The organism is uncultured Jatrophihabitans sp. (assembly GCF_964252635.1).
Taxonomy (GTDB): domain Bacteria; phylum Actinomycetota; class Actinomycetes; order Mycobacteriales; family Jatrophihabitantaceae; genus Jatrophihabitans.
This window is the reverse complement of record NZ_CAXUNP010000021.1, coordinates 1-11,911: the sequence shown is the minus strand read 5'-3', so window position 1 is coordinate 11,911 and position 11,911 is coordinate 1. Positions and strand designations below refer to the sequence as shown.

Here is an 11,911-nt window from a genome sequence, read left to right as displayed (position 1 = left end):
CATGACCAATCCCGACCAGCTCGAAGCAGATGTCGCCCGGACCCGAGAGTCCTTGAGCAAGGATGTGAACCGCCTTAACGACCGTGTCTCACCCGGCCGTTTCGTCGGGACCCGGAGCGACCGCATCAAGCAGAGCGCGTCCTCCATGAAGGACAAGTTGATGGGCTCGAAGGACAACGCCGGTCAGGTCGCCGGGGACAAGCTCGGCTCCGCTGCGGGCTCGGTGCAGGACGCGACGAACAACGCCGCGGGCAAGCTGTCCGACGCCGCCGGCGGAGCACCGCAGGCGGTCCGTGATCAGGCACAGGGCAACCCGGTTGCCGCAGGCCTGATCGCGTTCGGTGTCGGATGGCTCGTGTCCTCCCTCATCCCGGTCAGCGACGCGGAACAGAAGGCCGCCCGCAAGATCGAGGCGAACTCCGACGCCCTCGTCGACCCGCTGACCGAGTCGGCCAAGCAGGTCGCCGGCAACTTGCAGCAGCCGTTGCAGGACTCCGCGCAGGCGCTCAAGGAGACCGCGACCGACGCTGCGAACAAGACCACCGAGCACGCGAAGTCCGCCACCCAGGACGTCAAGTCCGACGCCCAGAGCACCGCCGAGGACGTCAAGGGTGACGTGCAGAGCACCACCAACAGCCAGACCAACCGGTCCCGCTGAGACCAGGCAGGAGACTCCATGGCTTCCTCTTCGGCCGACAGGCCACGCAGCGCCGAATCATCACGGGAACGGCCGTCACGGACCGACCCGTCACGGGCGCCCTCCGGCATCCCGTCGCGCGACCACGGCGACCGTCCCGACAAGCCGGGCGAGATGCCGAAGGCCGGCTGGGCCACGATCCTCAAGCGGGCCCTGAAGCAGTTCAAGCACGATGACGTGACCGACCGCGCTGCGGCCCTGACCTACTACGGCGTTCTCGCGATCTTCCCCGGGGTGCTGGCACTCGTGTCCGTGCTGGGGCTGCTGGGCAAGAGCACCACCGACAAGGTGCTCTCGAACATCAAGCAGATCGCCCCCGGCGGCGTCGCGAGCTTCCTGAACACGGTCATCACCCAGGTGCAGGGCAAGGCGGGTGCTGCCGGCATCGCCTTCATCGTCGGCCTCGCGCTGGCCCTGTGGTCGGCCTCCGGGTACGTCGCCGGGTTCATGCGGGCGGCGAACGCCATCTACGACGTCGACGAGGGTCGGCCGATCTGGAAGACCGCTCCCGTGCGTCTGCTGGTCACGCTGGCGTTGGTGATCATGCTCGCTGCCAGCGCGCTGATGGTGGTGCTGACCGGCACCATCGCCAAGCAGGTCGGAAAGGCTTTCGGCATCGGTAACACCGCGGTGCTGATCTGGGACATTGCCAAGTGGCCGGTGTTGTTCATCCTGGTGAGCCTGATGTTCGCACTGCTCTACCGGGCCTGCCCGAACGTCAAGCAGCCCGGCATGCGGTGGATCACGCTCGGCGGGCTGATCGCGGTCGTGGTGTGGCTCGTCGCCTCGGCCCTGTTCGCCGTCTACGTGTCGTTCTCCGGCTCGTACAACAAGACCTACGGCTCGCTGGCCACCGTCATCGTGTTCCTGGTCTGGTTGTGGATCACCAACATCGCCATCCTGCTCGGGGCAGAGTTCAACGCCGAGACCCAACGGGAGCGGGCCATCCGGGCCGGGTTGCCCGAGGACGTTAACCAGTTCGCCGAGCTCCGCGACACCCGCAAGCTGGACGAGCCGCAGCAGCGGGAGGCCGAGGAGGCCCAGCGGATCCGCGATCGCACGATGAACTGACCCGTCGTATGACGGACTGGTTCTACCGGATGGCCCGCGACAGTGTCGCGGGCCATCCGCACGTCCGCACGGACAAGTGGTCACGACCATGTGCGCCCGCCTCGAGCCGGTCCATCTCGGCACCGGCCGCTGTGCGCGATCTCCCGGTCGTCCAGGATCAGACCGGCCCAGTGGTCGAACAGGCCGAGCCCGTGATCGAAGGCGGTGCGGGTGCGCGACCTGGGCATCACGCCGTGGCGTACGGATCGATCCACCATCGTCAGCGGGTCACGCAGCACCGCGTAGGGAACTGCCAGCAGCGCCCTGGGGCTTCTCACGGCGCCGGCGACGTGTGCAGGTCAGGGCACGGCACTAGGCAGTATTGGTGCGATGACGCAGAGCGTCGGCCGCTCCGGCCAGGCGGCGACCGGGTCGCTGCTGCTCGCCCTGCTGCGCCCCGAGCACGATGATCGCTCCGGTGAGCGCCGGCAGCACCCACTGGAACACGCGTTGTTGCTTCTGCGCCGACGCGACGGTCGCAGGCGTGGCGTCGCTGGGCTTCGCGCCACCGGCCGACGGGACGCGGCCCGCCGCGGCGATCCTGGCGCCGAGCACGCCGGTGTAGGCGGTCGTGGCCAGGGCGGCGCCGGTCAGCGCCGTCTTCGCCACGGTGTTGGCCCGCACTCCGGTGTGGGTGGCGGCACGGCCGCGGTTCGCGAGCAGCAGCGCCCCACCACCGATCAGGTGCGCGCCGATGGCCGCGGCGTTAACGGGGGCCCAGCGGGCCCATCCGGCGGCAGCGACCCGCGAGCGGTCCAACGGGTCGGCGATGTCGTTGGCGCCACCGTTGAGGCCCACGGCGCCCATGAGGGAACCCCCGAACCAGGCGGCGACTCCGACATCGTGCAGGGCGCGGACGGCAGTGTTCTGGGTGGGCACGGGTACTCATCTCTGTTTACGTGCGGGAGGTAGGTGACTGCGAGCCTGGGCCGGCACAGTCGGGTGTCGACAGGGCCGGCGGCTTGTCCGGGGCTGATTTCCGGAGGCGCTCGAGGCCGGACCGCTGGTTCTGAACGGCTGGCATCGAGTAGGTGCCCACGAGGACGGATCGGCAACCTGCATCGCGACGTGCTGACTGCTACGGCGGCGGCATGGGGACACCCGACGTATGGCTGACTCCACGACACAGGACGCGGGACTGTTCGGACCGGATTCGGTGACGTGGCGCATCCACGGCGACCCGTCGATGCTGCTCGGCGGCTTCCGCGCGTTGATGCTGCAGGCCGTCCACCCGTTGGTCATGGCGGGCTTCGACGACAACTCCTTCTTCCGCGGCGACCCGTGGGGCCGGCTGCGCCGCACCGGCGAATGGGTCGCGACCGTCACCTACGGCTCGACGCCGGAGGCGACAGCAGCCGGAGACGGATTGCGTCGTCGGCACGCGCGCCTGGCAACCGGAGTGGAGCCGGAGACCGGCCGGTCCTACCGGGTCGACGACCCGCAGCTGTTGCTGTGGGTGCACTGCACCGAGGTCGAGTCGTTCCTGTCGACGTACCGCCGCAGTGGCGGGACGTTGAACCGGGGTGACGGCGACCGCTACGTCGAGGAGATGCGCGCCAGTGCCGAGCAGGTGGGGCTGGCCCGCGCCGACGTGCCGCGCACCGAGGCCGAGATCGCGGACTACTACGACCAGGTGCGCCCGCAGCTGCAGGTCACTCGAGTGGCGCGTCGCAACGTGTTGTGGGGATTCGCCCCACCCATGCCCCGGTGGGTCGAACTCGCGACGCCGGCGCGTCCCGCCTGGGCGTCCATGGTGGCCATCGCCGCGGCGATGTTGCCGCCCTGGGCCCGTCGCCTCTACGGCCTCCCGGCCTTCCCCACCACGGACCTCGGCGCCAGCCTGGCCGGGCGTGCCGTCCGGCGAACCGCCCTGTCGCTGCCCGGTCGGCTCGCGCACAGCCCCGCCCACCGGGAGGCACTCGCCCGGCTCGCCGCTGCGTGACCGCCGACCGCTGCAGGCTCAGACGGGGGCGTCGGTGTCGACCACGGTCTGCGGGTCGGCGTCGTCGCCCGTCAGGCCCGCCGCGTGTTCGTGCTCGTCGTGCAGCTTGAGCCATTCCAGGCCCAGCTCGTCGCGACGCTCGGAATCCACCGCCTCCTTGAACTCGGGGATGAACTCCCGTTCCTCCTCGGCCATGTGGTCGCCGTTGACCTGTTGGGCCTGTCCGACCGCCGCCCACCAGGAGTCCGCACCCGGCTCGTGGTCGGCCACCGCGCGCACGGCCTGGCGGATGTCGTTGTGTTCGCGCACCGCAGCCTTGCCGTCCGCCACCCCGTCGTCGGCCTCGTCGGCCAGCACCGGGTAGAACAGGCGCTCCTCGGCGACCGCATGCACCTCGAGGCGATCGGCGAGCTCACCCCAGGCCTTCTCGAGGTCGTCCGCCTCACCCAGATCGGCGAAGGCGCGGCGGAAGGAGTCGTGCTCGGTCATGACCAGCGAGGTGATCTCGTATTCACTCATCCGTCCATCATGCGTGCGGCTGGTTAGCGCGCCCGGCGGTCGCGCCGCCGGCTGCTCCGGCCGCCCCGCGGGTAGGACCCGGCCATGAACCCTTTCGCGGACGACACCGTCGGAGTGCAGGACGTGACCGCGTCGGACGGTCACGCGCAAGCGCACCTGCTGGCCACCGATCGCCACCTCAACTCGGCGGGCACGGTGCACGGCGGGGTGCTGGCGACACTCGTCGACACCGCGATGGGCGCCGCCGTGCGCAGCACCATCCACGGCGACGACGGAGCAGCGACGACACAGTTGACGGTCGCCTACCTGCGACCCGGTCGACCTGGCGAGCTCACCGTCGCCGCGCACGTCGGCAAGCAGGGCGAGCACATCCTGGTCTGCCAGGCCCAGGTCGAACAGGACGGTGAGGCGCTGGTGGAGGCGCTCGCCACCTTCGCGGTCACGAACTAGGCGGTGAACCCGACTACCGGCAGTAGTTCGCGACCAGGCGCCTGCTCGCGACCGAGGCGGGGCCGGTGCAGGGGACGGCAGCGGTGCGAGGCCGGCCGAACGTCCGGAAGCTGCCCGTCGAAACCGACTGCCCGCACGCTGCTCGGAAGTTCCCGGTGTAGACGGTGACGGCGCGATAAGCGACGAAGATCCGGTTGTGGTTCGGCGAGGTGTTGCGGACGGTGCCGGTGTAGACGGCGGGGTCGTCCCCGGTGCGCATCCCGGCGTCTGCGACCTGGGCGCCGACACGGCGCTCGAGCGCCGACTGCAACGTCCCGCCGACGCTGGGGTCGGACACCGACGCCCTGACAATCGCGACCGAGGGAAGCACGGCGTTCGTCTGGGTTCCGTCGGGGCCGATGCCGAGCTGTTGGGCATTGGTGACCGCGACACGGGAGCGCAACGCGGTGATCCGCACGGCCGTCGTGCAGCCGGCATCGCTCGGTCGGTTCGCTGTCGCGACCGGCCCGCGGGAGGGCACGCCGTCGACCGCCCCACCGGTGCATCCGCAGATCGTGAGGACCGCAGCCAGCACGGCAGCAGGGCGGCCTCGTCGCACCATTGCCGCATGCTACTCACGTCGCACTCGGCGTCGGGCAACCGAGCGTGCGTGGGTGCCCGTTCACCGCGACGGCTGAAACACCACGCGCTCGCCCGGGTGCTCGGCTTCGTCCCACACACGTTCGACGTCGGTGAGCGGTACCGGGCGCGCTGTGATCGGAAGCAGGCCGCCGGCGATCTCGGCGACCAGCGAGGGGAGCTCGGCGGCGTAGCCGGCAGGCGACACCGCGCCCTGGCCGTTGCCGAGCAACCGCAGGTTGGCCGAGCGCAGCAGGACGGAGGCCAGCTCGAGGGTGGGGCCGGCGACGGCGCCGATCTGCACCCAGTCGAGCGCGCGGGAGCGGTCCGGCCTGGCCGTGAGGATCGCAGTCATGGCGCGTTGCGCGGGCAGGCCCCACAGGTAGTCGAGCACGATGTCGACCTCGGCTGCTGCTGCGGCCAGAGCGGCGGCGGTCTCGTCGGCGTCGGACGTGAGCTGCACATGCACGTCGACGTCCGCAGCGACCAGTCGTGATTCGTCACGGCCGGCGGCCACCACCTCGCCGGCACCCAGGCGACGGGCGATACGGCAGGCGGCGGTACCGGCGTTGCCGGTTGCCCCGAGCACGAGGACACGCGCTCCATCGATGAGTGGGACGCGTCGCCGCAGCGCCACCCAGGACGACATGGCCGGGTTCATGGCGGCGGCGATCACGAGGGGGTCGACCCCGGCCGGCAGCTCGACGGTGCGACGGGCGTCGACGATCACCCGTTGGGCCAGCGAACCGCGCGCGTCGTCGTCCGTGACGAAGTACACGAGGCGGCCGTCGGCGCGACGGCCGACCCCGTCGATGCCGGGGACGAGCGGGAGGACGCCCTCGCTCGTGTAGTGCTTGCCCGCGGCGCCGCTGCGTACCCGGGGGTGCAGGCCCACGGCGACGACCTCCAGCGCGAGCTGCCCGGGGCCGGCCGGGCCCGGCGCGGGAACGGAGCAGGCGTGTGGTGGCTCGTCGAAGGACGTGACGAGGGCGGCGAGCATGTCGGGCATCTGAGCCTCCTTGAAAGTACGTGGCACGTACTAAAGTAGTACGTGCCGCGTACTGAATCAAGTACGATGCCGGAATGACCACGAACCGGAGCCTCGGGATCGTCGACGGCCTGGCCCAGCTCTCCTTCGCCGTCATCGGACTCCTCGAGGCGCGAGCCCGGCACGCGGACCTGTCTCTGGTGCAGATGCGGATGCTCGGCGTGTTGCGCGACCGCCGGCCGACCATCAACGAGCTGGCGACGCTGCTTCAGCTCGACAAGTCCAGCACCTCGGGTCTGGTCGACCGTGCATCCCGGCGAGACCTCGTGCGCCGCGTGCCTGCCGACCACGACCGCCGAGCGGTGCGGGTGGAGCTCACCGGTTCCGGCCGCGAGCTCGCCACGAACGTCGCGGACGGGTTCGGCAACGATGTGATCGCCTTGCTCCGTCCGCTCACCGCCGCGGACCGGCGGGCGCTGTCCGCGCTGGTCGACGGGGTCCTGGTCGCCGCGGCCGAGACGCGCGGGATCGACCTGTTCGCCGCACACCAGGACAACGCACTCAAGGACGACGCCCTCAAGGACGACGCCCTCAGGGACGACGCACGCGACAGGGCTTAGGGCGGGTTCGCGGTGTCAGGGGCCGACACGGGCGCGCCGGCAGCCGTCGTCCACGGCGTCGAACAGCTCACCGTCGGGCGCCGGGTCCGCGTGTTCGAGACGGATCGTGGACTTCCGGTTGGAACGCAGGCCGAGGATCAGGCCCGGGCTGCGTTCGACGACGAGTACGACGTCACCGCACCCGGTGCAGGGCGCCGAGCGCGGGTGATGGGTGGTCGGCACCCTTCCACCATAGGAAGCGCGCGGCCCGTCAAGCGATCGGCTCCGACGGCATCCGTTCCCGCAACCAGCCGATGATCTCTGCGACCACCTCGTTGCGGTTGGTCTCGTTGAGCACCTCGTGCCGCGCGCCGGGCCAGACCCGCAACGTCACGTCGCTCAACCCGGCGCGGTCGTAGCGGGACACGAGTTCCTCGACCAGGGCGAGCCCGGCGTTGACGGGATCCAGTTCCCCGACCGCGATGTAGACGGGCAGGTCCGAGCGCATGTTCGCGACCCGGCTCGGGTCGGCCAGCTGGCGGGCCGCCTCGAACATGGCCCTGGTGGAGGGCCGGTCGAGGCCGAACCCGCACCGGAGGTCGGCGATGTAGGCGTCGACCTGCGCGTCGTCGCGACTGAGCCAGTCGAACTCGGTGCGAGCCGGTGAGAAGGGCGCGTTGAAGCCACTGAGGTCCATCGGCGCGTCGAGGTCCATCGCCGGTTCGAGCAGGTCGATGACCGCCGTGCCGGTGAGCACGACGGCGGTGACGTCGGCGCTGTGGTCGAGCAGCCACTGCTGGGCCGCGAAGGAGCCCAGGCTGTGCGCGATCATCGCGAGCGGCAGTCCGGGGTTCCGCTGGGTGGCCAGCTCGCCGACCCGGCCGAGGTCGCCGACCAGTCGGTTCCAGCCGTCGTCACCCAGCACGCCGAACTCCGACTCGGACGGTGCGGTGTTGCCGTGGCCGCGGTGGTCGTGGCCGTAGACGACGTACCCCGCGGCCAGCAGGTCGTCGACCAACGGCCGGTAGCGCAGCGCGTACTCGCCGACGCCGTGCACGATCTGCGCGATCGCGTGCGGCGGCGCGTCGGGCCGCCACTCGTACACGGCCAGGGTGACGCCGCCGGCGCTCTCGACGTCGACGCGGGTCGGTTCATCGGTCATGGCAGTGCCTCTCGCCCACGGCCCGGAACGCGATCCGCGGCCGATGCACACGCTAGTTCCCCTGAACCTCTCTCGTCAGGTCACGCCTGCCGGGCGGAGCGGTGACCGAACCGTGGTAGGTCTGTGACGAGGCCAGGACAAACGTCGGCGAAGATCGTCGATGTCGAGTGGAAGGTCCCCATGCCCCGAGTACTGGTCGTCGAGGACGACGCGGCGATCGCCGAGGCCCTCCAGCTCGCCCTGACCACGCTCGGCCACGACGTGCGCACCGCCGGTTCCGCCGAGGCCGGCCTGGAGGCGCTGCGGAGCCCTGACCCGGTGGACCTCGCGGTGGTCGACGTCATGCTGCCGGGCATGGACGGGTTCGAGTTCTGTCGCCGGGTCAGTGCGAACGACGCGCTCCCACTGGTCCTGCTGACGGCCCGCAGCGACCCGATCGACATCGTCGTCGGCCTCGAGTGCGGCGCCGACGACTACGTGGTCAAACCCGTCGAACCACGCGTGCTGGACGCTCGCATCAAGGCCGTGCTGCGCCGCGGTTCGGCGGCGGCCGAGGAGGTGGGTGCTGAACCAACCGTCGCCGCGTCGCAGCGCACCGTCGGATCGCTCGTCGTCGACGAGCTGGCCATGCGGGTCACCCGCGGCGGCGTCGAGGTGCACCTCACCCCGACCGAGCTGCGCCTGCTGATGGAACTCGCGCAGCACGCCGGGCACGCGTTGACGCGGCGCGCGCTGCTCGAACGGGTGTGGGACTACGGCTACCTCGGGGACTCACGACTGGTCGACGCGTGCGTGCAGCGGCTGCGGGCGAAGGTCGAGGACGACCCCGCGAACCCGGTGCTGATCACCACCGTGCGCGGCGTCGGGTACCGGCTGGAACGTTCGTGAGACGCCTGCGTCGGCTCAACACCGTGCGGACACGCATTGCGCTGACGGTGGCGGTCGCGGTGCTGGGCAGCACCATCGCCGCGACTCTCGTCGCGTACCACGTCGAGAGCAACGACACGCGGGACCTCTTCCGCTACCAGGCCATCGGGGACAGCCAGGCCGACGTCGCGCGGGCGAACGAGCTGGCCGGGGCCGAGGCGACGAATGCCGCCGCGGTGACGTCGATACGGACGTTCCTGGCGCAGCGGCGACTCGACCGGAATCTCAACCTCAACGTCGACCTGGCCGGGTACGCCATCCTGGCCCCGGACGTCGCCGAGACGAGCGTCTGCCTCAAGACGCGATGCCGGTTCCCGGTCCCGTCGCTCGTGCGGAACGCGGTCGGCGAACGCGACATCGACGGCTTCTTCTGGGCCGACGGTCGTCGCCTGCTCGTCGTCGCGGACTCGATCGATCGCACCTCGACGCAACACCTCATGCTGGTCGGGTACTACCGGTACAGCGACTCCGAAGGGCAGCTGCCGCGCCTGCGCAACTACCTGCTCTGGATCGACGCCGGAGGGCTGGTGGCCGCGGTGCTGCTCGGACTCGCCGTGGCCGTGGGCATCAGCCGGCCGGTGCGACGCACGGCACGGGCCGCGCACCAGTTCGGGGCCGGCGACCTCGACACGCGCATCCCGGTACGGGGGAGTGGCGACCTCGCCGAGCTGGCGCAGAACTTCAACGCGATGGCGCAGCGCCTGTCGGACACCCTGACCGACCTGCGCCTGTCGCAGTCGTTGCAGCAGCGGTTCGTCGCCGACGTCTCGCACGAGCTGCGTACGCCGCTCGCCGCGATGGTGGCGGTCGGTGAGGGACTGGACAGCACCGACCCGGCGGTGCGCGTACGGGCCACCGCGCTCGTCCGCGAGCAGACGCGACGCATGGCGGCGATGGTCGACGACCTGCTCGAGATGTCCCGCTTCGACGCCGGGCAGACGTCACTCAACCTGGAACGGGTCGACCTGGGCGAGCTGGCCCGGGACGTGGTCCGCACGGTGGCACCCCAGGACGACGTCAGCGTCACGGTCCACGGCGACGTGCTGGTCGACGTGGACGCTTCACGGATCCACACCATCCTGCGCAACCTGATCGTGAACGCCTGCCGGCACGGCGCACCCCCGGTCGAGGTCGTTGTCGACGGTCGTGCCGACCCCGTCGTGGTGACCGTCGCCGACGCCGGGCCGGGCGTGCCGGCCGACCTCCGCGACAGCGTCTTCGACCGTTTCGTACGTGCCGATGCGTCCCGCACGAGCGCCGGCGACCCGGGCGGCACCAGCACCGGGCTGGGCCTGGCCATCGCCGCCGAGAACGCGCACCTGCACGGCGCGGTACTGAAGATTGCGGGCGGCACCCGCAGTGCCTTCCACCTGCGCCTGCCGAGATCGCAGGCCGGCCCGCACGACTGACCCCGCGCCGCCCGGGCCCGGCTCACCGGCCGTCGTACATCCCGCGCAGCGTGGCCAGGCCGACGGCCGCCGTCCACCCGAACGCGCACAGCAGGGGCGACCGCACCAGGATCCCGGTCACGATGACGGCGCTGACGACGACTGTGACGGCCAGCGTCGCGTGCACCACGATGCGCCGGTGTCGCCGCGCCCCTTGCGTCAGGCGCCGGGCCAGACGGGGGTCGTCCCGCTCCGCCATGTCGGAGATCGACCGGAGCCGGCGCTCCTCCTCCGGCGTGAGCGGCACGGCGTTCACCGCACCTGGCTCGGCGACGGTCGCCTGGCATCGCCGACCGGGTTCACGGCACGCGCGCTGCGGACGGTCCTGCGCCGGCTTGCGAACCGGCCACGCATGCACACCGCAGCGGCGACCGTCGCGACACCGACGAAGGCGTTCAGCGTGACGAAGTGCAGAGGCGGGCAGTGACGGGACCACGTGCCGGGCACGTAGTCGCGGCCGAAGAAGACCGCCCCGGCGAGCAGGACCCCCGTGCGTGCGCGTGCGGTCAGCGGCTGCCGTTCGGTGGCGAGGCCGATCAGCCAGGGGATGCACCAGATCCAGTGGTGGTCCCACGAGACCGGCGAGACGACGCAGCCGGTGATCCCGACGATTCCCAGGGCCGTGACCGGGGCCTGCGCCCGGGCAAGGCGCACCGCGGAGGCCAGGCCGACCGTGACGGCGACGGCAGCGAGCACCACCCACAGTGCCGACGCCTGGGCGGAACCCAACGGGCTGCGGTGCAGCAGGCCGGAGATCGAGTTGTTGTTGCCGCTCGCGAAGTTGCCGATCCCGCTCCCGGCCGGCAGCTGTTGCGTCCAGTAACGCCACGAGGCGCCCGGGCAGAGCACCGCGGCCGCGACCGAGACGGCGACGAAAGCGGCGACCGCGTGTCCGGCTTCGCGGTAGCGGCCCCTGAGCAGCAGGAACACCACGAAGATCCCCGGTGTCAGCTTGACCGCGGCAGCGATACCGACGCCCGCCCCACGGAAGGACCTGGCCCGCGTACTCAACAGATCGGCCAGGACGAGCGCGGTCAGCAGGATGTCCACCTGACCGAACCGCAACGTCGCGCGGACCGGTTCACTCGCCGCGAGCAGCGCGATCGCCGCGGTCGCGGGGATGCCGGGTGACGTGCGCAGGGTGCGCCACCAGGTCGGCGCCGAGTACCGCAGGACGACGGCCAGCGCGACCAGCGACGACATCGTGAGCAGCACGACCGACAGCAGGCGCGGCAGTGCAGCCAGGCCGGTGCACAGCACGCCGGCGAACGGCGGATAGGTGAACCCCAGCCCGTGCAGGTCCACGCCGTACAGCGGCCGGCCGGTCAGCACGGCCTGGCCGCCGGCCCGGTAGACGTCGAGGTCGCCCGGGTCGTGCATGTGCACGAGCCCGAAGCAGGCCAGCGTCACCGAGGCGACGGCGAGGGCCCGGCAGGTGGTGAGGGGCGGGA

15 protein-coding genes are annotated in these 11,911 nt (G+C 71.1%); 7 read left to right on the top strand and 8 right to left on the bottom strand.

Annotation, left to right across the window (positions count from 1 at the left end):
• Position 1: 1 nt before the first annotated feature.
• Both ACFFCA_RS11225 and ACFFCA_RS11220 read left to right on the top strand, forming a co-directional pair.
• Entirely contained in the window at positions 2–658 is a 657-nt protein-coding gene (locus ACFFCA_RS11225) for a DUF3618 domain-containing protein (protein WP_375484765.1), read from the top strand.
• Between the two features lie 18 nt (positions 659–676).
• On the top strand, positions 677–1,768 hold the full coding sequence (locus tag ACFFCA_RS11220) for a YihY/virulence factor BrkB family protein (protein ID WP_375484763.1): 1,092 nt from the start codon (positions 677–679) through the stop codon (positions 1,766–1,768).
• Between the two features lie 351 nt (positions 1,769–2,119).
• Here the strand turns inward: ACFFCA_RS11220 and ACFFCA_RS11215 are convergent, their stop codons facing one another.
• Positions 2,120–2,686, bottom strand: a complete 567-nt coding sequence (locus ACFFCA_RS11215; RefSeq protein WP_375484761.1) for a hypothetical protein — start codon at positions 2,684–2,686, stop codon at positions 2,120–2,122.
• Positions 2,687–2,915: 229 nt separating this feature from the next.
• On the opposite strand from ACFFCA_RS11215, the gene ACFFCA_RS11210 reads away from it, so the two are divergent.
• Positions 2,916–3,749, top strand: coding sequence for an oxygenase MpaB family protein (locus ACFFCA_RS11210; RefSeq protein WP_375484759.1), 834 nt, complete (start codon positions 2,916–2,918; stop codon positions 3,747–3,749).
• Positions 3,750–3,767: 18 nt separating this feature from the next.
• Here ACFFCA_RS11210 and ACFFCA_RS11205 read toward each other — a convergent pair whose 3' ends face one another.
• On the bottom strand, positions 3,768–4,268 hold the full coding sequence (locus ACFFCA_RS11205) for a hemerythrin domain-containing protein (RefSeq protein ID WP_375484757.1): 501 nt from the start codon (positions 4,266–4,268) through the stop codon (positions 3,768–3,770).
• Between the two features lie 84 nt (positions 4,269–4,352).
• Between ACFFCA_RS11205 and ACFFCA_RS11200 the strand changes: the two genes are divergently transcribed.
• Positions 4,353–4,718: a PaaI family thioesterase gene (locus tag ACFFCA_RS11200; RefSeq protein WP_375484755.1), complete on the top strand. Its 366-nt coding sequence runs from the start codon at positions 4,353–4,355 to the stop codon at positions 4,716–4,718.
• A gap of 13 nt (positions 4,719–4,731) precedes the next feature.
• Here the strand turns inward: ACFFCA_RS11200 and ACFFCA_RS11195 are convergent, their stop codons facing one another.
• Both ACFFCA_RS11195 and ACFFCA_RS11190 read right to left on the bottom strand, forming a co-directional pair.
• The gene (locus ACFFCA_RS11195; RefSeq protein WP_375484753.1) at positions 4,732–5,319 is read right to left on the bottom strand and encodes a hypothetical protein; all 588 of its coding nucleotides are present in this window, start codon (positions 5,317–5,319) and stop codon (positions 4,732–4,734) included.
• Between the two features lie 60 nt (positions 5,320–5,379).
• Positions 5,380–6,336, bottom strand: a complete 957-nt coding sequence (locus ACFFCA_RS11190) for a zinc-binding alcohol dehydrogenase family protein (RefSeq protein ID WP_375484872.1) — start codon at positions 6,334–6,336, stop codon at positions 5,380–5,382.
• Positions 6,337–6,419: 83 nt separating this feature from the next.
• On the opposite strand from ACFFCA_RS11190, the gene ACFFCA_RS11185 reads away from it, so the two are divergent.
• A complete protein-coding gene (locus tag ACFFCA_RS11185; RefSeq protein WP_375484751.1) occupies positions 6,420–6,944 on the top strand; it encodes a MarR family winged helix-turn-helix transcriptional regulator in 525 nt (174 codons plus the stop codon).
• A gap of 15 nt (positions 6,945–6,959) precedes the next feature.
• Here the strand turns inward: ACFFCA_RS11185 and ACFFCA_RS11180 are convergent, their stop codons facing one another.
• The gene (locus tag ACFFCA_RS11180; protein ID WP_375484749.1) at positions 6,960–7,166 is read right to left on the bottom strand and encodes a hypothetical protein; all 207 of its coding nucleotides are present in this window, start codon (positions 7,164–7,166) and stop codon (positions 6,960–6,962) included.
• A gap of 28 nt (positions 7,167–7,194) precedes the next feature.
• The gene (locus tag ACFFCA_RS11175; protein ID WP_375484747.1) at positions 7,195–8,085 is read right to left on the bottom strand and encodes an alpha/beta fold hydrolase; all 891 of its coding nucleotides are present in this window, start codon (positions 8,083–8,085) and stop codon (positions 7,195–7,197) included.
• Between the two features lie 180 nt (positions 8,086–8,265).
• On the opposite strand from ACFFCA_RS11175, the gene ACFFCA_RS11170 reads away from it, so the two are divergent.
• Together ACFFCA_RS11170 and ACFFCA_RS11165 are read left to right on the top strand one after the other, a co-directional pair.
• Entirely contained in the window at positions 8,266–8,973 is a 708-nt protein-coding gene (locus tag ACFFCA_RS11170) for a response regulator transcription factor (RefSeq protein ID WP_375484745.1), read from the top strand.
• The gene (locus tag ACFFCA_RS11165; RefSeq protein WP_375484743.1) at positions 8,970–10,421 is read left to right on the top strand and encodes an ATP-binding protein; all 1,452 of its coding nucleotides are present in this window, start codon (positions 8,970–8,972) and stop codon (positions 10,419–10,421) included. Before ACFFCA_RS11170 ends, ACFFCA_RS11165 begins: the two co-directional genes overlap by 4 nt.
• Positions 10,422–10,443: 22 nt before the next feature.
• Here the strand turns inward: ACFFCA_RS11165 and ACFFCA_RS11160 are convergent, their stop codons facing one another.
• Both ACFFCA_RS11160 and ACFFCA_RS11155 read right to left on the bottom strand, forming a co-directional pair.
• A complete protein-coding gene (locus tag ACFFCA_RS11160; protein WP_375484741.1) occupies positions 10,444–10,707 on the bottom strand; it encodes a DUF3040 domain-containing protein in 264 nt (87 codons plus the stop codon).
• Positions 10,708–10,712: 5 nt separating this feature from the next.
• Positions 10,713–11,911 (bottom strand): glycosyltransferase 87 family protein (locus ACFFCA_RS11155; RefSeq protein ID WP_375484739.1); only part of this gene is annotated, 1,199 nt, incomplete at its 5' end.

Coding starts and splice junctions, on each gene's coding strand:
- ACFFCA_RS11225 (WP_375484765.1), top strand. CDS start 2: ATGACCAATCCCGACCAGCTCGAAGCAGATGTCGCCCGGACCCGAGAG.
- ACFFCA_RS11220 (WP_375484763.1), top strand. CDS start 677: ATGGCTTCCTCTTCGGCCGACAGGCCACGCAGCGCCGAATCATCACGG.
- ACFFCA_RS11210 (WP_375484759.1), top strand. CDS start 2,916: ATGGCTGACTCCACGACACAGGACGCGGGACTGTTCGGACCGGATTCG.
- ACFFCA_RS11205 (WP_375484757.1), bottom strand. CDS start 4,268: ATGAGTGAATACGAGATCACCTCGCTGGTCATGACCGAGCACGACTCC.
- ACFFCA_RS11200 (WP_375484755.1), top strand. CDS start 4,353: ATGAACCCTTTCGCGGACGACACCGTCGGAGTGCAGGACGTGACCGCG.
- ACFFCA_RS11195 (WP_375484753.1), bottom strand. CDS start 5,319: ATGGTGCGACGAGGCCGCCCTGCTGCCGTGCTGGCTGCGGTCCTCACG.
- ACFFCA_RS11190 (WP_375484872.1), bottom strand. CDS start 6,336: ATGCTCGCCGCCCTCGTCACGTCCTTCGACGAGCCACCACACGCCTGC.
- ACFFCA_RS11185 (WP_375484751.1), top strand. CDS start 6,420: ATGACCACGAACCGGAGCCTCGGGATCGTCGACGGCCTGGCCCAGCTC.
- ACFFCA_RS11175 (WP_375484747.1), bottom strand. CDS start 8,085: ATGACCGATGAACCGACCCGCGTCGACGTCGAGAGCGCCGGCGGCGTC.
- ACFFCA_RS11170 (WP_375484745.1), top strand. CDS start 8,266: ATGCCCCGAGTACTGGTCGTCGAGGACGACGCGGCGATCGCCGAGGCC.